This window comes from Acinetobacter sp. YH12129 (assembly GCF_013418685.1).
GTDB classification, from domain to species: Bacteria; Pseudomonadota; Gammaproteobacteria; order Pseudomonadales; family Moraxellaceae; genus Acinetobacter; species Acinetobacter amyesii.
In genome coordinates this window covers 22,090-44,059 of the sequence record NZ_VPBP01000010.1, presented here as the reverse complement: position 1 = coordinate 44,059, position 21,970 = coordinate 22,090, and the positions used below count along the sequence as shown (strand labels likewise).

The 21,970-nt window shown below is 42.0% G+C and carries 22 protein-coding genes and 3 tRNA genes; 11 read left to right on the top strand and 14 right to left on the bottom strand.

Annotated features, from left to right (window positions below; genetic code table 11):
* Positions 1–292: 292 nt before the first annotated feature.
* Complete coding sequence (locus FTU65_RS07300) at positions 293–559, top strand: DUF1778 domain-containing protein (protein ID WP_039890759.1); 267 nt, start codon at positions 293–295, stop codon at positions 557–559.
* Positions 549–1,025: a GNAT family N-acetyltransferase gene (locus tag FTU65_RS07295; protein WP_180066548.1), complete on the top strand. Its 477-nt coding sequence runs from the start codon at positions 549–551 to the stop codon at positions 1,023–1,025. The genes FTU65_RS07300 and FTU65_RS07295 overlap by 11 nt, the downstream gene beginning before the upstream one ends.
* Positions 1,026–1,617: 592 nt before the next feature.
* On the opposite strand, the gene glmS is transcribed toward FTU65_RS07295, so the two are convergent.
* From glmS to FTU65_RS07255, 8 genes are all read right to left on the bottom strand, one after another.
* Positions 1,618–3,456, bottom strand: a complete 1,839-nt coding sequence (gene glmS / locus FTU65_RS07290; protein WP_180065122.1) for a glutamine--fructose-6-phosphate transaminase (isomerizing) — start codon at positions 3,454–3,456, stop codon at positions 1,618–1,620.
* A gap of 12 nt (positions 3,457–3,468) precedes the next feature.
* A complete protein-coding gene (gene glmU / locus FTU65_RS07285; RefSeq protein WP_180065121.1) occupies positions 3,469–4,833 on the bottom strand; it encodes a bifunctional UDP-N-acetylglucosamine diphosphorylase/glucosamine-1-phosphate N-acetyltransferase GlmU in 1,365 nt (454 codons plus the stop codon).
* 21 nt (positions 4,834–4,854) lie between these two features.
* A complete protein-coding gene (locus FTU65_RS07280; RefSeq protein WP_180065166.1) occupies positions 4,855–5,331 on the bottom strand; it encodes a phosphatidylglycerophosphatase A in 477 nt (158 codons plus the stop codon).
* A 22-nt stretch (positions 5,332–5,353) separates the two neighbouring features.
* Complete coding sequence (thiL, locus tag FTU65_RS07275) at positions 5,354–6,271, bottom strand: thiamine-phosphate kinase (RefSeq protein ID WP_180041647.1); 918 nt, start codon at positions 6,269–6,271, stop codon at positions 5,354–5,356.
* Between the two features lie 20 nt (positions 6,272–6,291).
* Positions 6,292–6,741, bottom strand: coding sequence for a transcription antitermination factor NusB (gene nusB, locus FTU65_RS07270; protein ID WP_067765594.1), 450 nt, complete (start codon positions 6,739–6,741; stop codon positions 6,292–6,294).
* A 4-nt stretch (positions 6,742–6,745) separates the two neighbouring features.
* Positions 6,746–7,216 (bottom strand): 6,7-dimethyl-8-ribityllumazine synthase, encoded by a 471-nt coding sequence (ribE, locus tag FTU65_RS07265; protein WP_067765591.1) that lies wholly within the window; start codon positions 7,214–7,216, stop codon positions 6,746–6,748.
* Positions 7,217–7,227: 11 nt separating this feature from the next.
* Positions 7,228–8,349, bottom strand: coding sequence for a bifunctional 3,4-dihydroxy-2-butanone-4-phosphate synthase/GTP cyclohydrolase II (gene ribBA, locus FTU65_RS07260; RefSeq protein WP_067765588.1), 1,122 nt, complete (start codon positions 8,347–8,349; stop codon positions 7,228–7,230).
* 309 nt (positions 8,350–8,658) lie between these two features.
* Positions 8,659–9,237, bottom strand: coding sequence for a TetR/AcrR family transcriptional regulator (locus tag FTU65_RS07255; RefSeq protein ID WP_180066546.1), 579 nt, complete (start codon positions 9,235–9,237; stop codon positions 8,659–8,661).
* Positions 9,238–9,388: 151 nt separating this feature from the next.
* Between FTU65_RS07255 and FTU65_RS07250 the strand changes: the two genes are divergently transcribed.
* Both FTU65_RS07250 and FTU65_RS07245 read left to right on the top strand, forming a co-directional pair.
* Positions 9,389–10,132: an SDR family oxidoreductase gene (locus FTU65_RS07250; protein WP_180066544.1), complete on the top strand. Its 744-nt coding sequence runs from the start codon at positions 9,389–9,391 to the stop codon at positions 10,130–10,132.
* A gap of 48 nt (positions 10,133–10,180) precedes the next feature.
* Positions 10,181–10,774 (top strand): 2-hydroxychromene-2-carboxylate isomerase, encoded by a 594-nt coding sequence (locus FTU65_RS07245; protein WP_180010826.1) that lies wholly within the window; start codon positions 10,181–10,183, stop codon positions 10,772–10,774.
* 91 nt (positions 10,775–10,865) lie between these two features.
* On the opposite strand, the gene FTU65_RS07240 is transcribed toward FTU65_RS07245, so the two are convergent.
* Positions 10,866–12,377 (bottom strand): aldehyde dehydrogenase family protein, encoded by a 1,512-nt coding sequence (locus FTU65_RS07240; protein ID WP_180003560.1) that lies wholly within the window; start codon positions 12,375–12,377, stop codon positions 10,866–10,868.
* Positions 12,378–12,598: 221 nt separating this feature from the next.
* Here FTU65_RS07240 and FTU65_RS07235 point away from each other — a divergent pair, with 221 nt between their 5' ends.
* Complete coding sequence (locus FTU65_RS07235; protein ID WP_180065117.1) at positions 12,599–13,780, top strand: transcriptional regulator; 1,182 nt, start codon at positions 12,599–12,601, stop codon at positions 13,778–13,780.
* Between the two features lie 21 nt (positions 13,781–13,801).
* Here the strand turns inward: FTU65_RS07235 and FTU65_RS07230 are convergent, their stop codons facing one another.
* Positions 13,802–14,764, bottom strand: coding sequence for an alpha/beta hydrolase (locus FTU65_RS07230; RefSeq protein WP_180066542.1), 963 nt, complete (start codon positions 14,762–14,764; stop codon positions 13,802–13,804).
* 246 nt (positions 14,765–15,010) lie between these two features.
* Complete coding sequence (locus FTU65_RS07225; protein WP_180010822.1) at positions 15,011–16,222, bottom strand: iron-containing alcohol dehydrogenase; 1,212 nt, start codon at positions 16,220–16,222, stop codon at positions 15,011–15,013.
* A 400-nt stretch (positions 16,223–16,622) separates the two neighbouring features.
* Between FTU65_RS07225 and FTU65_RS07220 the strand changes: the two genes are divergently transcribed.
* The gene (locus tag FTU65_RS07220) at positions 16,623–18,323 is read left to right on the top strand and encodes an NAD-dependent malic enzyme (protein WP_180010820.1); all 1,701 of its coding nucleotides are present in this window, start codon (positions 16,623–16,625) and stop codon (positions 18,321–18,323) included.
* Positions 18,324–18,461: 138 nt separating this feature from the next.
* On the opposite strand, the gene FTU65_RS07215 is transcribed toward FTU65_RS07220, so the two are convergent.
* The 3 genes from FTU65_RS07215 to FTU65_RS07205 all read right to left on the bottom strand — a co-directional run bounded on the left by FTU65_RS07215 (position 18,462) and on the right by FTU65_RS07205 (position 18,779).
* Positions 18,462–18,537, bottom strand: a tRNA-Gly gene (locus FTU65_RS07215).
* Positions 18,538–18,583: 46 nt separating this feature from the next.
* Positions 18,584–18,659: transfer RNA gene (locus tag FTU65_RS07210), tRNA-Gly, on the bottom strand.
* 47 nt (positions 18,660–18,706) lie between these two features.
* Positions 18,707–18,779, bottom strand: a tRNA-Gly gene (locus FTU65_RS07205).
* 241 nt (positions 18,780–19,020) lie between these two features.
* On the opposite strand from FTU65_RS07205, the gene FTU65_RS07200 reads away from it, so the two are divergent.
* The 5 genes from FTU65_RS07200 (at position 19,021) to FTU65_RS07180 (ending at position 21,952) form a co-directional block, all read left to right on the top strand.
* Entirely contained in the window at positions 19,021–19,332 is a 312-nt protein-coding gene (locus FTU65_RS07200; RefSeq protein ID WP_078191519.1) for a BolA family transcriptional regulator, read from the top strand.
* A gap of 8 nt (positions 19,333–19,340) precedes the next feature.
* Complete coding sequence (locus FTU65_RS07195; RefSeq protein ID WP_180066540.1) at positions 19,341–19,733, top strand: SirB2 family protein; 393 nt, start codon at positions 19,341–19,343, stop codon at positions 19,731–19,733.
* A gap of 63 nt (positions 19,734–19,796) precedes the next feature.
* Positions 19,797–20,633: a ParA family protein gene (locus FTU65_RS07190; RefSeq protein ID WP_180066538.1), complete on the top strand. Its 837-nt coding sequence runs from the start codon at positions 19,797–19,799 to the stop codon at positions 20,631–20,633.
* Between the two features lie 13 nt (positions 20,634–20,646).
* Complete coding sequence (locus FTU65_RS07185; RefSeq protein ID WP_180066537.1) at positions 20,647–21,051, top strand: hypothetical protein; 405 nt, start codon at positions 20,647–20,649, stop codon at positions 21,049–21,051.
* A gap of 307 nt (positions 21,052–21,358) precedes the next feature.
* Positions 21,359–21,952: a LysE family translocator gene (locus FTU65_RS07180; protein WP_180035118.1), complete on the top strand. Its 594-nt coding sequence runs from the start codon at positions 21,359–21,361 to the stop codon at positions 21,950–21,952.
* Positions 21,953–21,970: the final 18 nt, after the last annotated feature.

Sequence of the window (21,970 nt, the reverse complement as noted above, 5' to 3'; positions counted from 1 at the left end):
TTCAGCAACTTAATAATTAATATGGTATTTTAATACTCAATTAATGAGTTTAAAAAAACGTTGATGATAGGCAAAAGTATTCAAATTACATCTTAGTAAACATCGTTGCATATTCTTATGTAAACCAATTGCATATTCAGACTCAAACCCGACCATTCATTTTGGTTCATAGTAAAATGCTTATTTTCTATTCCAAATATTTTAGAACAAAATATGTAAATTTGGATCTTAAAGTACTACCTTAATCTGCTATAATTTGTACATCATTATGATGTACAAATTGGTGGAAAATATGGCTAACTTAGCAACAGAACGAATCAATGTTCGTTCAACCGTAGATGCAAAGAATGTAATTGAGCAAGCTGCGAATTTATTGGGTCTTAGTGTGAGTTCCTTTATGATCCAATCCTCATTTGAACGAGCAAAAGAATTACTTAAATCTAATCACGAGTTAAAAGTAAATAATGCTGATCGTGATATGTTAATGAATTTGCTTGAAAATCCACGCCCTGCAAATGATGAGATGAAAAATTTAATGAGTTTATTGGATGAAAATTGAGGTTTTACAAGCCCATCATCAGAAAAAATCATTTAATTGTGGGCAAGATGATTTAAATAAGTTCATAAAACAATACGCATCCCAACATCAGAAATCAGGAACAAGTAAAACCTATGTTGCTATTGATGATGCACAGGTGAGGGGATTTTATTGTCTATCAAGTACCTCTATAGGATTTGATGCTGTTCTCACTAAACGATTACCTCGTTATCCCTTACCTTGTGTGGTTGTGGGTCGCTTTGCCGTTGATCAAGCAGCACAGGGGCAAGGAGTTGGAAAAGTACTTTTAGCACATGCTCTTAAACAAGTTTCAAAAGTTGCTCAAATTATTGGCGTAAATTTTGTTGTAATACATGCTAAGGATCAAAAAGCTATGGAGTTTTATCAGCGGTTTGGCTTTATCTCATTAACATCAAATCCATTAACATTAATATATCCAGTGAATGAAATACCTCATTTTAAATAAGGTGGGCTGCTAGTAACAGGAATAGCTAATAGACTTATTCAGAGTTTGCACATAGTTCCTTATCCCTTATTTTGCTTTATGACCAAATACTGCGTCTAATTATGGTAATTTAATTAAGTTTGTTTTATTTTTTATCTTAAGTTGTTGATATATCTTATTCATTATTTTTTATTTTTAAAATTAAGTTTGTATTAATATTTACTATCTTTAATTCTAGATGAAATTAAGTTTGCATAATATTCTTCCGCATTTAAAATGCGAATTCTTGCGCAGAAAGGCGAAGCATACTTTAAATAAAAATGAAATTTTTTCAAGGTGAGGTCAAAAAGGAATGCTTTTTGAATCTAGGGTGAGATTTTTATATATTTATCTAATTGAATATATTAGTAATAATTTTATATTTCTGGTTTGACTCTAATTTGAATTTAATTATATTAAAAACCCTGTAGACTTGGTGAAGAATCACTGGTTCTACAGGGTGGGGGGTTATTCGTTTACTTCATTAATATCCAAACTTAAATAATTAAATCTAAACTTAATTATTTGGTACAAACTTAATTATACGAACACACCAGCCCTTGATCAAAAATTATTATTCCACCGTCACTGACTTCGCCAAGTTACGTGGCTGATCGACATCTGTTCCACGCAGCACGGCAACATGGTATGAGAGTAATTGCACGGGTACGCTGTATACGATTGGTGACAATATTTCATTCACACTTGGCACATAAACCACGTGTTGACGATCTTTCGCTTTGATGCCGCTGTTTTCATCTGCAAAAACAAACAACTCACCACCACGCGCTTGCACTTCTTCCATATTCGATTTGAGTTTATCCAACATGTCATCTTGTGGAGCAAGAATCACCACAGGCATATCATTATCAACCAGTGCCAATGGACCATGTTTTAACTCACCAGCCGCATAGCCTTCAGCATGGATGTATGAAATCTCTTTAAGTTTCAAAGCACCTTCAAGGGCGATAGGGAACTCAGTTCCACGACCCAAGAATAGACAGTGATTTTTTTCAACAAATAATTCTGATAGACGTAGAATCTCAGCATTATTTTGTAAAGTATCTAAAATCACTTTCGGTGTATGCCAAAGCGCAGCAATAATTTCAGAGACACGGTCAGTTGAAATGCTTTGCTTAATTTGACCAATTTTCAATACCAATAGCATCAATGCCGCAAGCTGTGTGGTAAAGGCTTTGGTCGAAGCAACACCAATTTCAGGGCCTGCAAGCGTCAACAAACTGTAGTTGGTTTCACGTACCATTGACGAAGTTGCCACGTTGCAAATAGTCATGGTCGTGATATTCAAGCTCTTCGCTGCTGCACGTTTTTGCGTATCACGCAGTGCAGCTAAAGTATCGGCTGTTTCACCTGATTGAGAAATACAAACATACAGTGTGTTATTCACAATCACAGGCGAGCGATAACGGAATTCACTGGCAATTTCGACTTGGCAAGGCACATCAATCAGTTGTTCAAACCAATATTTGGCAATCATGCCGGCATGGTAGCTAGTACCACAAGCGATGATTTGCACTTGTTGAATTTGGCTGAAATCTTGAGCTGCATTGGCAAGGAAATCATCACGAAGCGCATTACCATTTAAGGCTTGTGAAATCGTTTGTTTAATCGCTTCAGGCTGCTCATAAATTTCTTTGAGCATATAGTGTTTATATTCACCTTTTGAAGCATTGCTTACAGTCGCATCAAGCTCTTTGATTGGACGATTCACCAATTTACCCTCGACGAATACTTCAATGGTATGACGTGTTAAACGTGCAATATCACCTTCTTCAAGGTAGATAAAACGGTTGGTAATCGGTAAAAGTGCCAATTGATCCGAGCTAATAAAGTTCTCGCCAATACCGACACCAATCACAAGAGGTGAACCTTCACGCACCGTGATTAATTCATCAGGATGGTCGGTATGTACGATACCCAGTGCATAAGCACCTTTGAGTTGAGGCACGACACTTTTAACTGCTTCTAAAAGACTCGGAGTGCTTTTTAAAGCATCATTGACTAAATGCGCGACAACTTCTGTATCTGTTTGTGAGGTAAAGACATAACCAAGTGCTTCAAGATCATCTTTAAGCTCTTGATAGTTTTCAATAATACCGTTATGAACAACAGCCACATTGCCTGAGATATGCGGATGGGCATTATTTTCAGTCGGTTTACCATGGGTTGCCCAGCGTGTATGTGCAATACCGACCGAACCTGCGATATCTGCTTCTTCAACGGCTTGTTCAAGATTTGCAACTTTACCTACGCGACGTTCACGTAGAACATGGCCTTTATTAATCAGCGCTAAACCCGCAGAGTCATAGCCACGATATTCAAGACGCTTTAAGCCTTCAATTAAAATATTGGTAATACTACGTTCTGCAACGCCGCCGACGATACCACACATAATGAATTCCTCTTATTTCTTAATCTTTTGCGGACGCGGATAGTTTTCTTTGGCAAATTGCTTTGAACGCTCCACCGCTAAACTGTTGTCTGCTACATCGCGTGTAATCGTTGAACCGGCACCGACAGTTGCGCTATTCCCAATGTGTACTGGAGCAACCAAAGAGCTGTTTGAGCCGATAAAGGCGCGATCACCAATGATGGTTTTAAATTTGTTGGCGCCGTCATAATTGCAGGTAATGGTGCCTGCGCCAATGTTTGAACCTGCGCCTACTTCTGCATCGCCTAAATAGGTAAAGTGGTTGGCTTTTGAACCTATGCCAATGCTTGAGTTTTTGACTTCAACAAAGTTGCCGATGTGCACTTCATTCGCAAGTTTTGCACCTGGACGCAAGCGCGCAAACGGGCCGATTTGCACATCTTCGCCGACAATGGCGCTGTCAAAAACGCTATATGGTTGAACTTTAGTACCTGCCGCAATCTTGGTGTCTTTAATGATACAACCTGCACCAATTTCTACGTTATCACCGAGTTCAACATCACCTTCAATAATCACGTTAATATCGATACGGACATCTTGACCAACAGTCAATGTACCACGTAAGTCGAAACGTGCAGGATCAATCAGGTGAACGCCTTGTTGCATCAGTTGTTTAGCTTGGAATGCTTGAAATTCACGTTCAAGTGCAGCTAACTGTACACGGTCATTGACACCTTCCACTTCGAACGCACGTTCTGGTTCAACAGATGCCACTTCGAGACCGTCTGCAATCGCCATGGCAACGATATCGGTCAGGTAATATTCACCTTGCGCATTGTTGTTGCTTAATTTTGGCAACCATTCGTGCAATTTAGCATTACTTACGGCATAAATACCGGTATTAAATTCTTTGATTTTACGTTGTTCTTCAGAGGCATCTTTGTGTTCAACAATGGCTTGAATTTTGCCATTTTCACGTACAATACGACCATAACCAGTCGCATCATTAACCGTTAAAGTTACTAAGCCAATACCTGTTTGAGCAGATGCATCTAATAGTTTTTGTAATGTTGTTTCAGTGATACAAGGCACATCACCTGAGAGAATCAAAGAAATCCCGGTTTTTGCTAGGACAGGCAGAGTCACTTTGACTGCATGGCCTGTACCCAATTGTTCTGCTTGTTCAACCCATTTGACATTTTCATGTGCAAACGCGTTTTGAACCAATTCACCGCCATGCCCATAGATGGTAATTATTTCTTCTGCATTTAGTTTTTTCGCAGTGTTGATGACATGGCCGAGTAGAGGTTGTCCTGCGAGTGGTTGTAATACTTTGGGTAAACGAGAACGCATACGTGTCCCTTTACCTGCAGCAAGAATAATAACGCTAGTAGACATGTTTAATCCTAGGTGTTTCTATTACATAGACAAAATATAAAAATAAATACAGATGCAAAGCGCGGCCCAAAGACCCGCAATGATGTCGTCAAACATGATGCCAAAGCCACCACCGACTTGACGGTCAATGACACGAATAGGCCACGGTTTCCATACATCGAATAGACGGAATAGGGCAAAACCAATCAGTGCCCAAGTCCAGCTCATTTGCCCAAGATATAAAATTGGGAGGAAGGTAATGGACTGACCGGCAAATTCATCCCATACGATGCGGCCATCGTCATGAACACCCATGACTTTGGCGGTTTGACCGCAAATAAAAATGCCGACAATTGACATGATGATCATGACAATAATGGAGTTGATAAATCCAATTGCAAGCCAACCAGGAATAAACAATAAAGCAAACGCAGAGCCAAATGTTCCCGGTGCTTTGGGAGCAAGACCAGAACCAAAGCCCACGCCACAGAATGCGATGACTCGGTTAAACCAAGACATGGATTTAAAGTTAATGGCTGGTTTATGCAAAATGCTGATATCCCTGAAATTTTATGACTTGGTCCACACCGTGGTTGTTATAACGGATTCCCAAATTTGGGGTGATTTGACCGATTTTACTAATGTTTACATCTAATTTTAGTTGCAGAATTTTTTGATAATTCTGCGGGCTTATTGTAAAGCATAACTCATAGTCATCACCACCCGCGAGTGCGTACTGCCATTGGGATTCTTGTTGTAATTGTTTTACATGGTCGTCGATAGGAAGTTGATCTAACTCGATTTCTGCACCCACTTTAGAGGCATGCAAAATATGTCCTAAGTCCTGAGCCAAGCCGTCAGAGACATCGATCATGCTATGAGCTAAGCCTTTGAGCTGTTGACCAAGTTGGCAACGTGGTGTTGGATAATCTAAACGCTTTTGCAGTGGGTGTCCTAAATGCTGTAATCCGTACGCAGCATCGCCAACTTGACCGCTGACACAAATGAAATCACCAACTTGAGCGCCTGAGCGGGTTACTGCTTTGCCTATATCGACCCAGCCTAATGCTGTGACTGAAATCGTCAGATGAGGACTTTGTGTGGTATCACCACCGATTAAACTCACACCAAATTGATCGCAACAATCATATAAACCCTGACTAAAGCCTTTGAGCCAGTCATGATCAATTTGGGGTAGGCTCAATGCCAATAAAATACTGTGTGGTTTGGCACCCATTGCAGCAATGTCAGAGAGGTTGACAGCAACAGATTTCCAGCCGATGGCATGTGGTTTTGTGTCGAGAGGGAAGTGACGTCCAGCAACCAGTGTATCAGCACAGATGACCAATTGTTGCTGTGGAGGAGGGGTGAGCAAGGCTGAGTCATCACCGACCCCTAAATCGACAGAATTAATATTCTGACGATTAAAATAGGTATCAATGATCGAGAACTCAGCCATACAACGTACTACTTAAAAAATTAATTAGCTTGTTGTTTTTCTGCTGCACGCAATGTAGTCGCTAAACGATCCAATACACCATTGATGTATTTATGGCTGTCTGCACCGCCAAAATGTTTAGCTAACTCGATCGCTTCATCTAACACGACGCGATATGGAATCTCAAGGTGTTCTTTGAGTTCATATGCACCAAGACGAAGTGTTGCAAGTTCAACGCCATCTAAGGCTTCAACTTCGCGATCGAGTACAGGGATTAAAAGCGCATCCAATGCTTCATGATTGGCAACAACCTCGGTCAATAACTCGTGGTAATAGCCGAGATCGACCTTGTGCATGGCATTTTCCACACGCGTACGTGCTTCAATCTCATGCACAGGATTGCGGCTCATTTGCCATTCATAAATTCCTTGTACAGCAAAGCGACGTGCTTTACGTTTTGCTGCATAAGTTGCTTGAAGTGTTTGCGACATAGCGTTAAATAGCCTTTAACAAGTTAACCATTTCAATAGCAGTTAAGGCAGCTTCACTACCTTTATTGCCTGCTTTTGTACCTGAGCGTTCAATCGCTTGTTCAATACTATCCGTAGTCAATACACCATTAATTACTGGTAAGCCAGTATCTAGACCAACAACGCCTAAACCTTTGGCACATTCGCCAGCAACAAAATCGAAGTGAGGCGTGCTACCACGAATCACTGCGCCAAGCGCGATGATGGCATCGAAACGATCTGAAGCTGCAAGTTTCTTTGCAACCACTGGAAGTTCCCAAGCACCCGGTGCATGAACAACAGTGATATTATCCTCTGATACGCCATGACGTTTCAATGTATCAACGGCACCTTCTAGCAAATGTTCAACAACAAAGCTATTAAAACGACCAACTAAAATCGCATAACGGTCTTCGTTCGCGAGATGTAACATACCTTCAATACGGCGAACTGCCATAGCAACCTCGATTATTTCTCTGATGTTTGATTTGCGGTGATGTATTCCACCACTTCTAAGTTAAAACCTGATAGTGCATTAAAGCGTAATGGCGAGCTAAGAAGCTTCATTTTTTCCACGCCTAAATCACGTAAAATTTGTGCGCCGACACCAATGGTTTGGTACTGCTGTGACAGTGCTGCATTGGATTTAACATTTTTCGGTGCAGTTAAATTTTCTAAAGCAGGGCCTAAGTCCTGTAAATGACGCTGACCAATCCACACTAAAACACCACGATCGCTGGATGCGATTTCTTTGAGTGCTTTATCGAGATTCCACGCTGGAGCGCCATCTTGTTTATTCAGTTTTAATAAGTCACGAACTGGGCTGAAACCGTGTACACGTACAGTGGTCACGCCTTGCTTTGGTTCGCCTTTCACAAGGGCTAAATGAATGTCTGGATTACCAATTTCACGGTAACGGAACAATTCAAATGTACCGTATTCTGTATCTAGTGTTTGCTGGTCTAGACGTTCAACCGTTTGTTCATTGGTCATGCGGTAGTGAATCAGATCTGCAATGGTTCCCATTTTTAAGCCATGCTTTTCAGCAAACACTTCAAGGTCTGGGCGACGCGCCATAGTGCCGTCTTCATTGATGATTTCACAAATCACAGATGCGGGTTCTAGGCCGGCTAAACGCGATAAATCACAGCCTGCTTCAGTATGACCGGCACGGTGAAGGACACCACCAGGCTGTGCCATCAGCGGGAAAATATGGCCTGGCTGTACGATATCAGCCGGTTTAGCATGTGCAGCCACCGCTGTTTGAATGGTGTGCGCACGTTCAGCAGGAGAAATACCTGTTGAAATGCCATTTGCTGCTTCAATAGACAAGGTAAAGTTTGTACCGTGCTGTGCACCGTTTGCATCAACCATGAGTGGTAAATTTAACTGTTGGCAACGCTCTTTGCTGAGCGTTAAGCACACAAGACCACGCGCATGCGTAATCATGAAGTTGATATCTTCAGGGCGTACGTGGGTCGCAGCAATAACAAGGTCGCCTTCATTTTCACGATCTTCATCATCCATCAGGATGACCATTTTTCCTGCACGAATATCAGCTACGAGCTCTTCAACAGTATTGAGCGGCATCAATCTTCACCTTTTTGTTTGTCTCGAATGACATTTACTTGCATTGATTGTTGCATAGTCTAACGTTTTTTTGCGTTCTTTGCCTATGCTTATCATTTTCCTTTAATGGCTCATTGTTATACACAGTCGCCAGAACCTTGAAAAGAGGACTTTATTTGAATTGTGCCATTTATGCCCAATCTTTAAGCGATTGAAAAGCATAAAAATGGGTAAGCTTATACAGATTTTAAATAATTCAAATGAAAGAGATGAACAGTTTGTCGGAAAACTGTCGGTCTTTAACTCCATGAACTGTCACATAAAAATCAATCACGTTGATGCAGCCACATGGCTCTCTAAATATTGCCGAATCATCATCTTATTGGCGTTTAAAATAGTTTTTTGCAAATGTGGATCTGCGGCTGCACGCGCAATTAAAATGGCACCGGCAAGTTGGCAGATGATGGCCCAAGCATGTTCTTCGCTACCGAGATGCTGACTAAATAAAGCGTGACCACGCAGTAATTCAGTTTCATATACCAACTTGGTGTCCTGATCTGCACGCGCTATTTCACTCGCAAGCGTGGGGAGTGAACAACCTTGCTCGGGATGCTGAACATGTGCAGGGGTTAAATAGCGGTCAAGCTCAAATTCAATCCAATCTTGCGCATTATCATGTGGATTGTTTTGCCACGTATCAAAACTGTGTTGTAACTCATGTTCAATTAAGGCTTTAAGTAGCTCTTGTTTAGACGAAAAATGTGAGTAAAAGGCGCCACTGGTGACGCCGGCGGCTTTCATAAATCCATCCACACCTGTTGCGGCAAAGCCGTCTTTTTTCGCAATTTGTCCGCTGATGGTTAAAAGTTCTTGGCGTTTTTTTTGTTTGTATTCGGGTTTGTAGCGCATCTGCAACCCCCTTGAAAATAAGATTGACGATAAATTAACCATAACATAGTATTCGTTATAGTAACGATCGTTATTTAATAATGTGTAGTTTAAAACCGACGCTTAAATAAAAGGAGCGTGGAATAAAAATAAACAGTAATGGAGTGAGACTATGCAACAACTCAATCAGATTTCGTCAAAAGTCGCTTTAGTGATTGGTGCAGGTGATGCAACTGGTGGTGAAATAGCCAAACGTTTTGCCCGCGAGGGTTATCTTGCTTGTATGACACGACGAAATGCAGACAAATTAAAGCCTTTAATTGCTGAAATTCAAGCACAGGGAGGGACTGCTTTTGGCTTTGGTTCAGATGCTCGAAAAGAAGAGAAAGTGATTGAACTCATCGAGCATATCGAATCAAATATTGGCCCGATTGAGGTGATGGTCTTTAATATTGGTGCCAACGTCCCTTGTAGTATTTTGGAAGAAACCGCACGTAAATATTTCAAGATTTGGGAAATGGCATGTTTCTCGGCATTTTTAACGGGTCGGGAAGTGGCGAAGCGCATGGTGAGCCGTGAATCTGGCACAATTATTTTTACGGGTGCGACGGCTGGGGTTCGTGGTGCCGCAGGCTTTGCCGCTTTTGCTGGCGCAAAACATGCGCTTCGTGCCTTGGCACAAAGCATGGCGCGTGAACTTGGGCCTAGAAATATTCATGTGGCGCATGTGGTGGTTGATGGGGCGATTGATACCGACTTTATTAAAGATACTTTTCCCGATTTGTACGTGAAAAAAGCGCAAGATGGTATTTTAAATCCAGTACATATTGCAGAAAATTATTGGCATCTCTCACAGCAACCACGAGATGCATGGACGCATGAATTAGATCTGCGACCGTGGATGGAACGCTGGTAAGCACTGATTTAAAAATATTAGGAAAATAAGCAAAAAAAGGACGAAAAAATGAAAGTCATTGAATTTTATTTTGATGTCGGCAGCCCATATAGCTATATCGGTTTTCATCGCATTCAACAGATTGCACAGCAGTATCAAGCAGAGCTGATCTGGAAGCCGATGCTACTCGGTGGGGTGTTTAAAGCCACAGGCAATAGTAGCCCGATGGCGGTACCTGCGAAGGCACGTTATTCCATGATTGATCTTCAACGTTGGGCAAAGCTATGGCAGATACCCGTACAGATGAATCCTTATTTTCCAATCAATACCTTACAATTGATGCGCTTACTCACAGCCGTTCAGCTGTTTCAGCCTGAAAACTTCGTACAAGTGGCGACGGGTATTTTTGATGCCATGTTTGGGCAACCCCGTAATTTAAATGATCTCACCATCTTCATTCAACTCATGCAAGAACTGGGGTTAGATGCAGAACAAGTGAAACAGTGGTTGGATGATGAAAAAGTCAAATCTGAGCTGAAAGTGGTGACCGAAGAAGCCATTGAACGAGGTGTTTTTGGCGCACCGAGTTGGTTTGTGAATGATGAGCTGTATTGGGGTGTGGATCATCTACATTTCGTAGAGGATGCGTTACAAGCGCAGTAACGCTTGGTGATACATGCCTAGATCCATTCAAAAATTGAAATAAAAAAGCGAACCTCGGTTCGCTTTTTTATGGTCTGGATCAAATCAAGATTTAGAAGAAGCCCATTGGTTTGGTGTTATAGCTCACCAACAAGTTTTTGGTTTGTTGATAATGATCAAGCATCATTTTGTGGTTTTCCCGGCCGATCCCTGATTTTTTGTAGCCACCGAATGCTGCGTGTGCAGGGTAGATATGATAACAGTTGGTCCATACACGACCTGCCTGAATAGCACGACCCGCACGATATGAAGTATGCGCTGAACGCGACCAAACCCCTGCACCTAGACCATAAATCGTGTCATTGGCAATTTTAATGGCATCATCAAAGTCTTTAAAGGTTGCTACTGAAAGCACAGGGCCGAAGATTTCTTCTTGGAAAATCTTCATGTCATTGGTGCCTTTGAAAATGGTTGGTTCAATATAGAAACCTGTACCGACTTCATTTCGTGGGTCACCACCAGTAATGAGCTGTGCACCTTCATTTTTACCTGTCGCGATACAGCCCAAGATTTTGTCTTGCTGCTCTTGCGATGCCTGTGCACCAATCATGGTATCGGTATCGAGTGGATGACCCGTCTTAATACGTTTCACACGTTCTACTGCCATTTCCAAGAATCGATCAGCAATGCTTTCTTGTACCAATGCACGTGAAGGACAGGTACAGATTTCACCTTGGTTCAGCGCAAACATGGCAAAACCTTCGAGCGTTTTATCTAAGAATTCATCGTCTTTGTCCATGATGTCTTCAAAGAAGATATTTGGTGATTTTCCACCAAGTTCTAAAGTCACAGGAATGATATTTTCAGTCGCATATTGCATGATCATTTGACCCACAGCGGTTGAACCGGTGAAGGCGATTTTTGAGATGCGTGGATTGGTCGCCAATGGACGACCGACTTCAACACCATAACCATTCACAATATTCAGCACGCCCGGTGGGAGTAGATCTTGAATGAGTTCAGCCAAGACCAAGATGCTGACAGGCGTTTGCTCCGCAGGTTTCAACACGATGCAGTTACCCGCAGCCAATGCTGGAGCAAGTTTCCAAGCCGCCATCAAGATTGGGAAATTCCACGGAATAATTTGACCGACCACACCAAGTGGTTCATGGAAATGGTAAGCAATAGTATTTTCATCAATTTCAGAAATGCCGCCTTCTTGGGCACGGATACAGCCGGCAAAATAACGGAAGTGATCGATACAGAGTGGAATATCAGCGGCTAAGGTTTCACGAATCGGTTTACCGTTGTCCCATGTTTCTGCAACTGCAAGGAGCTCTAGGTTTTCTTCAAGTCGATCGGCAATTTTTAATAAAATATTTGAGCGTGTGGTTGGGGAAGAGGCGTTCCATTGGGCTTTGGCTTTATGCGCTGCATCCAAAGCCAATTCAATATCTTCAGCAGAAGAACGTGGCACTTTGGTAAAAACTTTACCGTCTACAGGGGAGATATTTTCAAAGTATTCACCTTTCACTGGCGCGACCCATTGGCCACCAATCAGGTTTTCATACTGAGCTTTAAACTGAACTTTTGAACCGGGTTGATTAGGATCGACATAACGCATATGAATTTTCCTTTGCTTGTTTATTATGATCTTGTTGGGCTGCCCATCTGTGGCAATCTACAGCTTTGGTATAAGGTACTTTTGTACATTATTTGATTAGCATAGCCTGTATAAGGTTGGAAAAAGGTTGGAGACAAGAAGGTTTACAATATTTTTTTTCAGTCTTAAAAACAAAAGCCAGGAAACGGATTTTTAGTCATGAATTGTTGTGAGAATAATGAATGATGATACAGAAGGATTTATCTGAAAAACGACAGAATGTCGAACGGTTAAGGCAGGGCATGAGTCTGTCAAAGCAGCAAACTTCGCAATTGAATGAGAGCATTGCGAGTTCTTGGCAGCGATCGGCGCAGGCAGAAATTCCGGAAAATCGGAGTGCTGCGCCTTTGGTAAATTTAAGCCCTCAAAGTCAACAACAGTCGGCATTGCATCATGCCTTGCAACATTGTGCCGAAGATTTAAAACACATTGCCGAACAGTCGTCGATGGTACTTGCCGTGGGCGATGTGGGGAGCACGATTATTTGGAGTGCGTCGAGTCGGCAAATGCAAAGTGCTGCGGAAAGTGTGCATTTTATTGCGGGTGGGCAATGGCGCGAAGAATTGGTCGGAACCAATGCATTAGCGTTGTCTTTAAAAACCCAACAGTCGAGTTGTGTGTTTTCAAATGAACATTACATGCCATCAGTACATGAATGGGTCTGCTATGCAGCACCGATTATCGATCCACATACGCAGCAAATTTTAGGCGTGGTTGATTTATCCACCGTCTGGAAAAACCACAATAGTTTAGGGCTACTTGCGGCTGAACGCTGCGCTTCGATTATTCAATCGGCTTTGCTCGATTTTCAAAAACAGCATTTGTATATTCGGGCCTTTGCAGTGCCGCAAGTGTTATTTAATGGCAAAGTGATGGTGCTGACCCCACGGCAAATTGAAATTTTGACTATCTTGGCGCTATGTCCGCAAGGCATGACCTTAGATACTTTGCATCAAGCCTTATATGGTGAACGTAAGGTGAGTGTTGGGACTTTAAAAGCGGAAATGTCGCAGCTACGCGATATTTTGGGCGGCATGTTAGGCTCACGTCCCTATCGGTTATTGGCACAAGTCGAAGCCGATTTTTTGCAAGCTGAGCAAGCTTTAGATGCAGGTTATATCGATTCGGCCTTAAAACTGTGTTCAGGGGTTTTCTTGGCTAAAACTGAAAGCCCATTTTTAGGGGCATGGCGTGATTGTCTTGAGTCACGATTGAGCCAAGCGATTTTTAATGCCAAAGAAACGGATGTTCTACTCAAACATGTCGCGCGTTTCCCTGAAGCTATCGATGCGGTTGAACGCCTTATTGAGCTGATGCCGAGATCACATCCCGTACATCAGACTTTGTTGAAACTAAAACATTAATTTGCAATGTGATTCAGGCTATTAAAGGCCTTTATTGGCCAGCCATTGAAAGAGCTGGGTATAGACTTGTTCTCGCGCGGTTTTTTTCGAAAGTACTAAATCATGCAAGCCATTGTGAATGCTTTGAATGGTGACATCGCCTTGAATTTTCTTGGCATATTTTTGGATATCTTTTACACCCAAAATCACATCACTGGTCTGCGCTGCTTTACCCCATTTTTTGGGATTTTTAGTTTGATGCGAGTGCATGACCAAGACCGGTACATCTAGGCTGATACCTCGATGAATCTCTTTTTGAGCCTCATAAATTGTCCGCACGAAACTTAAATACACCATTGGATAGCGGGTCTTTTTCCAGTCTAAATTGAAGTCCCATTCACCCTTGAGTTCACGGTGTAAGCTGGCGGTGTACCATTTATTCAGTTCACTTGGAAATTTTAAATTGGGAAAGGTTTTTGCCAATTTACTCAGCTGTGGAATACCCAGTGCGCGTTTCACTGGATTCATGTTGAAATCATAAAATGGGCTATTGACCCAAAGGGCTTGAATTAAAGGATGATTTTGATGATGTGCCGCATACAAGGTGGTAGTTAAGCCTCCCGTTGAATGACCACAGAGCAACAAGGCATCATGACCTTCATCAGCAATGATCGTTAGGGCTTGATCTATTTCGGCATCGTATTCAGACAGTGCATGCACATTATAGTATTTTTGATGCGGGCGGATTGAGCGACCATATTTTCTTAAATCTAAGGCATAAAAGTCGAAACCGTGCTGATTGAAGCGTTCGGCCATTTCAGTTTGGAAAAAATAATCGATAAAGCCATGGATATAGAGCACCGCTTTGGAGGTGGGAGCTGTGGCTTTTTTGCGAACCAGTGTGGCAACCACTGGGCCTTCATAATCATCCGGGAAGGTCAGCGTGGCTTGTTCATAGCCTGCGCCCAAAATGTCAGGCTGATACTGAATATGTGAATGGCTCATTATTATACTCATCAATATTATTGGACATTATACTTTATCCTTGATGAGCCATGAGCTTTTGTCAAATGAATAATCGATGCTGTTATGCGAACTAAAAAAGAGTGACCTCAGTATGAAAACGACCAATCTAGAGTCGCTTCCCTGAAATAAAAAGTGAAATGGATTCAGTTGAGCCTACATCACCAGACTCAAAGGGTAATGTAGGCACTTAGGTCACTTAAACATGAAGACCTTTGAGGGCTTAACTTAAACAGCCGCTTTGAAGTCGACCACAGAAGCATTGGCTTTAAGCGCTGCCTTGAAAATATCAACCACTTGAGCATGATTCGCTTTACGTGGGTTGGTGAGCATACAGGCATCTTTTTGCGCATTTTCAGACATGATGCTGAGGTCTTGTTCTTTCACACCAAGTTCAGAAAGGCTCGATGGAATGCCAATCGAAGCAGAGAGTTCACGGATTGCTGCAATCGCTGCATAAGCCGCTTCAGTCACCGTTAAACCGTCGGTTGGCACACCCATGAGCTGTGCGATACGTGCATAGCGGTCAGGGCAGGCGATCAGGTTAAATTCGCAAACGTGTGGTAGCAGCACGGCATTACATACGCCATGTGGCAAGTTGTAGAAGCCACCCAGTTGGTGTGCCATTGCGTGAACATAACCTAAAGATGCATTGTTAAATGCCATCCCTGCTAAGTACTGTGCATAGCTCATCGCATCACGTGCTTCTAGGTTTTCGCCATTGGCTACGGCAGGGCTGAGCCATTCACTGATCATTGCAATGGCCTTTTCAGCACAAGCATCGGTAATAGGATTGGCTGCTGTAGAAACATAAGCTTCGACCGCATGTGTTAATGCATCCATACCGGTTGCTGCAGTGAGCGCCGCAGGTTTCGCAATCATCAGTTTCGGGTCATCAATAGCGATAAGTGGGGTACAACGCCAATCGACAATCGCCATTTTAACGTGGGTGTCGGTATTGGTAATAATACAGAAACGGGTCATTTCTGATGCCGTACCTGCGGTGGTATTAATCGCAATCAGCGGGGTCATTGGGACTGTGCTTTTATCGATGCCTTCATAGTCACGAATATGGCCACCACCCGCAGTGACTAAGCCAATGCCTTTGGCACAGTCATGAGAAGAGCCGCCACCGAGAGAGACAATAAAATCACAGCCATTGTCATTGTAGGCATCTACACCGCTATGTACGTTGGTGTCAGTTGGGTTGGGTTCTGCGCCCGGGAATATATGACTTTCTACGCCAGCTTCAGTTAAATATGAGGCAATGGTGTCTGCCACACCAAATTTGTAAAGACCGGCATCGGTCACGATAAGCGCTTTCTTTGCGCCAAGATTTTGCGCTTTTGCACCAATTTCTTTAGCACAGCCGGGGCCAAAAAGTGAAACACAAGGGATGTAAAAACCGTTTGTTTGATCTGCAATATTTTTAAAAGCCATGGTGCGATTCCTTCTACCATTCATTGTCATTTGTTATGGGTGATACTCACCTAAACTGAGTATTGCGAGGGATGTTTTAAATTCACACCTACCAAAGACCTACCAAATTTAGGGCTTTGTATTGAGTTTATTTAATTGACTGAAATTTAATCATTAATTATTTTTGCTATTTTCTAAAATTCGCTAAAAGTCGTATATGTTTAAGCCAAAATAGGCGTTGCGATGATTGGATGCATGATCGAGTTATCAGATTATAAAATCTAACTAAAACTACTATCAATTTACTAAATGCCCCAAAGCGCTCGAATCAGGATAGGCTATAACAAATAACGAGATAGTCACTTTTGTGCATTTCGCTTTTTGCAGTGCGAAACAAAAGATTAATTAAACGAGTTAAATAATGCCCAGTGAAAATTTGAAAACGAAACGACCTTTATATATTCCTTATGCCGGAAATACACTTTTAGAACTCCCACTTTTAAATAAAGGTTCTGCGTTTAATGAAGATGAACGTAAGAGCTTTAATTTACACGGTTTGATTCCACACGTAACAGAAAGCATTGAAGAACAAAGTCAGCGTTCTTATCAACAATATTGTGCATTTAATAGTGATATCAATAAGCATATTTACCTGCGCAATATTCAAGATACCAATGAAACATTGTTCTATCACTTAATTGAAAACCACCTTAGTGAGATGATGCCGATCATCTATACACCAACAGTGGGTGAAGCTTGTCAGCGCTTTTCAGATATTTACCGTCGTCATCGTGGGATTTTTATTTCATATCCTGACCGTGATCATATTGACCAAATTATTCATAACGTGAATAAAAAGAACGTGAAAGTGATCGTTATTACGGACGGTGAACGTATTCTTGGACTTGGTGACCAAGGCATTGGCGGGATGGGGATTCCAATTGGTAAGTTGTCGCTGTACACCGCATGTGGTGGGATCAGTCCAGCTTATACATTGCCGATTACTTTAGATGTCGGAACCAATAACCAACAGCTGTTGAATGACCCGATTTATATGGGATGGAGTCAGCCTCGTATCAGCGGTGAAGAATATTATCAATTTGTCGATGACGTGATTAAAGCCATACAACAACGTTGGCCTAAAGCGCTGATTCAATTTGAAGACTTTGCACAAAAAAATGCGATGCCTTTACTGGAAAAATATCGCGATAAAATTTGCTGCTTCAATGACGATATTCAAGGGACAGCAGCAGTGTCTGTCGGAAGTTTAATAGCAGCATCACGCGCAGCAGGTAAACAGCTCAAAGATCAAATCGTCACCTTCTTAGGGGCGGGTTCAGCAGGTTGTGGGATTGCAGAACAGATCATCAAGCAAATGGTGGCGGAAGGTTTAACCGATGCTCAAGCGCGTGCGCGGGTGTTTATGGTCGATCGCTTTGGTTTAATTACTGAAAATCAGCCGAATCTTTTAGATTTCCAACGCAAACTTGCACAAGCACCAGATAACGTTGCTCATTGGGCAAATGCAGATTCGGTTATTTCACTCTTGGATGTAGTTACACATGCCAAACCGACTGTATTGATTGGGGTTTCGGGACAACCGGGACTGTTTAGCCAAGAGGTCATTGAAACGATGGCTGCGAATTGTGAACAGCCTATTGTGTTGCCACTGTCTAATCCAACATCGCGTGTCGAAGCGGTGCCTGCAGATATTATCGAGTGGACCAAAGGTAAGGCTCTGATTGCGACTGGTAGTCCATTTGCACCAGTGAATTATCACGGCAAGATTCATCATATTTCACAGTGCAATAACTCCTATATTTTCCCGGGGATTGGACTGGGTGTGATTGCATCTGGGGCGAAACGTGTGACGGAAAATATGCTGATGGCATCTAGTACGGCGTTGGCAGACTGTTCACCAAAATTGGCAGATCCAAATGCCGATTTATTGCCAAGTTTGGATTATTTACAGGATATTTCGAAGAAAATCGCATTGAAAGTGGCATTAGCTGCGATTGCTGATGGTGTTGCGCCAAATGTCAGCATTGAAGTGCTCGAACATGCGATTGAAGCGAATTTCTGGAAACCTGAATATCGTGATTATGTCCGTGTGACCTATTAACGCAATTTTAATTTTTATTCATATTTGTGGAACCTGACTCAAACCATGTTCCACATACTGAATAAATATAGATTGATTTTGATTGGTGTAAGCGATAGATAAAAAAGCCCCCATCTTTCGATGAGGGCTTTTTGAATTTGGAGCGGGAAAGGAGACTCGAACTCCCGACCCCAACCTTGGCAAGGTTATGCTCTACCAACTGAGCTATTCCCGCGGAGTCTATCCTGTTTTTTTACTAAAAAACTGAATCGAAAAAAATTTGGAGCGGGAAAGGAGACTCGAACTCCCGACCCCAACCTTGGCAAGGTTATGCTCTACCAACTGAGCTATTCCCGCGGAGTCTATCCAATTTTTTAAATAAAAAACCGAATGAAAAAATTTTGAGCGGGAAAGGAGACTCGAACTCCCGACCCCAACCTTGGCAAGGTTATGCTCTACCAACTGAGCTATTCCCGCATAGCCACGTATAATACATTAAGGATTTTTCAGGTCAATAACTTTATGAAAATCTGTGCATCGTTTGCATAAAATAAAAACAATTTGTTTGAAAATTGGAAGATTTTTGCAGGTCAAAGGCTTCCATTTTGATGAAATCATGCAATTCAGATGGTTTCAGCAAGTTTGCGACACAAGAACTTGAACAAATACAGGCTATACTAAGATCAGTTAAACCTTTTTTGAATTTGGGAGAGTCGTTTTGAGTTTAGAACAGCAATTAATTGAGCGTCTACAGACATTAGCGCCTACACATCTTGAAGTGGTGAATGAGTCCGCAGGTCATGGTGGTTATTTCCCAGGTAAAGAGTCGCATTTTAAAGCGGTGATCGTGAGTGAGGCTTTTGCAGGCTTGCGTTTGGTGCAACGTCATCAAAAAGTCTATGCCGCAGCAGGTGATTTACTCAGTCCGGGGCAAATTCATGCCTTGGCTATTCATGCGTTTTTACCCGAAGAATGGAAAGGTCAAGACACCACTAGCCCTGAATGTGCGCATGCACCAAAGTCATCTTAAGGTGAGCCATGGAAACGCAATTAATCATTAAAATCATTCATATGTGTGGCGTGGCTTTAGGCTGTGCTGCCATTTTCATTCGTGCTTTTACGCTGTTTAAAGGGACGCAGGGCAATTTACCCAATCCGGCAGGACGGAAGTTTTTTGTTGCTTTGCAACATGGCTCAATGACATTAATTGCTGTGACAGGAATTATCTTATTGTTTATGAAGAACTTTGATGTGCAGCCATGGTTCTATGCCAAAGTTGTACTATTTCTAGCGTTGCTGTCTTCTTTATCTAAAGCGTATAAAAAAGATGACAGTGTTTTATTGGTTCAGCGCCGTGCGGGCTTATTTATTGCAGCTGTTGCACTTATTTTCATCATTGCATTGGTTATAATTAAACCAGTTTTTGGATAAATGGCTTATCCACATGGCCGATTTCAAGGCTTGAGTAAAAAAACAAAGATTAGAGGGTTTTGAATGCGTACGCGTGTGGTATTTAACCAAAAAGGTGGTGTGGGGAAATCGAGTATTACGGTCAATTTAGCTGCGATAAGCGCGCACCAAGGTTTAAAAACTTTGGTGATTGACCTCGACCCTCAAGCCAATTCAAGTCAATATTTGTTGGGGGATGATGCGACGTATTCGGCAGATAAGCCTGCACTTGAACCCAATATTGAAAATTATTTTGATGAAGTCTTGGGGACACAACAAAGTAAAGGATTGTTGGGAAATGCCATCGGTTCGATTTTGAAAGGTCGTGCCAAAGGTTTGGAAAGTTATGTGCATGCATCGCCTTATCCACGTTTAGATGTAATTCCTGCAAGCCCAAATTTGGGTGCGTTGGCACATGCTTTAGAATCTAAGCATAAAATTTACAAACTGCGTGATGCTTTGCAGCAGATGAGCGGTCAATATGATCGAGTGTTTATTGATACACCGCCGGCCTTTAACTTTTTTACTTTATCTGCGTTGATTGCGGCAGATCGCGTGCTGATTCCATTTGACTGTGACGTGTTTTCAAAACGAGCTTTACAGACCCTGATCGAAAATGTGTTGGAAACGCAGGATGATCATAATGATCGTTTGGAAATTGAAGGCATTGTGGTCAATCAATTTCAAGCACAGGCGAAGTTACCGCGTGAAGTTGTACAACAACTCAAAGATGAAGGTCTTCCTGTATTGGACAGCATGTTACCGCCTTCAGTGCTGATGAAAGAATCTCATCATAAAAATCAACCTTTAATCCATTTGGCTGCAGATCATAAATTGACGCAAGCCTATCAATCATTGTTCAATGAAATTGAGCAAAAGTAGTATCGAGAAAAGTATGAATGCACTTAAATGTGGTCTAGTTGCTTTCACTGCTGGTGTATTGGGTGCATGTGCAAGTACGCCTAAACCAAGCTATGTTTCACCTACACAGTATCAGTCTTTGAGTTGCCAACAATTGCAAAGCGAATACAACCGGATCCACGACTATATTCAAAATGGTGTAGAAACACCGAAGCGCACAGGCGTTGGTGTCGGTGTTGGCCTCGGTGGTGGCTGGGGCAGCCGTGGAGGTTGGGGAATTGGTCCGAGTATTTCGGTCAATATGGGACAATCTTCAAATACCAAACGTACCGAACTTTCACGCGTTCTAGGTGAGCAAGAAGCGATTGTACAGGCAGCAAAATTTAAAGGTTGTCCGATTATCGTTCGCGCAAATTCGGCTACCGCAGCAAAATCATAAACGGATCATGAGCAGAAGGTTAGGCCTGTGCTATGAGAAAAGTGTAATAAAATTTGTCAGTAGGCGAGGCGTCTACTGGCATTTTTTTTGAGCCAAATAAACTGCACTATTTAGAGCCAATAAAATATTTAAATCTATGAAAAAATTAAATTAAATATTATTCGTAAATTTTAATACCTCCTACTGGTCTTGAACATTCAGCGTGAGTGCATTGACTTGTACAAGGATAAAACTGACCTAGCGCGTACTTGTTTTTTTAAATTCATTTCGGCTAAGGTGTGCGCTTTGAAAAATTGTCTGGGTATTTATGATTGAGAGTTGGCTTTTTGTATTTGCAATGATTGCGGTGATGATGACGCCGGGACCTAGCAATGCACTAATGGCAAGCTCTGCACATCAACAAGGTATTGCAAAGACGTGCATGCTGATTCCTGCAGAATTATTGGGCTATTTCTATGCCATTAATTTGTGGGCGTTGATTATTCATTTAAGCGCTCCAGTGTGGCCGAATTTAATTCACTTACTGCATTTTCTCAGTATTGCCTATGTTTTATGGTTGGCTTTTCATTTGTGGAAATCGACGCATTTACATCAGTACAATCAAAAACATCCTTCAATTCAACCACGTGAATTATTCATTTCTTCATTAAAAAATCCGAAAGCCTTGCTTTTTGCTGCAGGTATTTTCCCGATTGAAACTTGGGCTAGCCCATTAAATTTTATTTTGGTTTTCGCTGTATTTAGTGTGGTTTTGCTGCCTGTTGCGTTATTTTGGATGTCATTTGGACGGACGATTTTGGCCGGTAAGACCCAAAAAATTAAGGCCGATCTTCTGTATAAAGGGTCGGCCCTGATGCTGATTTTATGTATGTTCCCTGTGGTTTTGCGCTTTTTTGCTTAAAGGTGTTCACCACATCGG